The organism is Streptococcus sp. GMD4S (assembly GCF_000296955.1).
This window is the reverse complement of the sequence record NZ_AJRE01000227.1, coordinates 1-1389: the sequence shown is the minus strand read 5'-3', so window position 1 is coordinate 1389 and position 1389 is coordinate 1. Positions and strand designations below refer to the sequence as shown.

The following is a 1389-nucleotide window of genomic DNA, read 5'->3' as shown; positions in this document are numbered from 1 at the left end:
ACCGGCGATATTTTTAGAGAAGTGAACTATACACATGCTGGTGAATATGTCTATACTGTTGCTGAAAAACAAAATGTTGGTTGGAAAGTTATTCAAAAAAATGGTTCACCTATTGATTTTATGACATATGATAATCGCAACTATGAAATGCACGTTATTGTTAAGAACAAAACTACAGGAGGAACATATATTTCTTCTGTGTATTTTAAACAAGTATCCCCAAGTGTGAATGGTAAAGTAAAACCATCTGAAAGTGGAACTACTTACAAATATGATCTTTTCACTAACATTTATCGTAAAAATGCTGGTAAAATTACAGATCCAAATGAACCAAACCCTAATAAACCAAATGTTTCAAAAGTTGACCCAAATGCTAAATCTTTAGTAATTAAAAAAGTTGTATCAGGTGCTACTGCAGATAAATCAAAAGATTTCACTTTCAAGCTTACTTTCACAAAAGCATCTACAGAAACTTCACAATCAATCACTGGTAAAATCGGTGAAACCTCAAAAACATTTGTCTATGGTCAAGAAACGACTATAACACTACGTCACGATCAATCTTTAGTGTTTGACACAATTCCTGCTGGTACTCGTTATAAATTGGTTGAAACTGGATCTCAAGGTTACACAGCTTCAGCTGCATATAAGGAGAACGGAGCATCAAAAAATCAAGCTGGTACAGTTTCTACAAATTTCACTCAAGATAGTATCCTTATTGGTGAAAAACCAAACGATAACACTATCACAAATAGCTTACCAGACGTTACCCCTACTGGTCTCTTGATTGACAACCTTCCTTTCATCTTGATGATTGGTCTTGGTTTGGCTGGATTTGTTGTTTTGTCTAAAAAACGCAGACAAGCTTAAGCAAGTGGTTTGACCGATGAAAATCAAGCGTGAGAAACCCAAAAGGAGTTTGTCTAGGCGTCTGGTCCTTGCTGTAGATGCATTGATGAATCATATCTTGCTCCTCTTGACAGCCTTAGTCTTTCTCTTTGGTTTCTACGCCCTCTGGGATGCCAATCAGGTTTATTCTCAGGCTTCATCAAGTGAGTATGAGGCCTATAGACCTGTTAGTACCAGTGAGAAGGATGAGCTTGCTAGTTTTTCTGGCTTTCACAAGCTACAGCAAGTCAATCCAGAGGTTCTCGGTTGGATCAATGTCTATGGCACCAATATCGACTATCCCTTAGTTCAAGCCAAAGACAATGAAAAATACCTGAACAAGGATTCCAAGGGAGAATTTGCAGCTACAGGGGCTATTTTCCTTGAGGCTCGAAATGAATCCAAGTTCGAAGACTTTAATACCATCATCTACGGACACCATGTAGAAAATGGGGTTATGTTTGGAGATGTAGCAAAGTTTTCTGATAAGGAATTTTTTGA

The 1389-nt window shown here is 37.4% G+C and carries 2 protein-coding genes; both read left to right on the top strand.

Annotated elements, in window-relative coordinates; all coding sequences use genetic code 11:
* The coding region (locus GMD4S_RS08895) for a DUF7601 domain-containing protein (protein ID WP_000316592.1) at positions 1–870 on the top strand (870 nt) is incomplete at its 5' end.
* Between the two features lie 16 nt (positions 871–886).
* Positions 887–1389 (top strand): class B sortase (locus GMD4S_RS08890; RefSeq protein WP_000695089.1); only part of this gene is annotated, 503 nt, incomplete at its 3' end.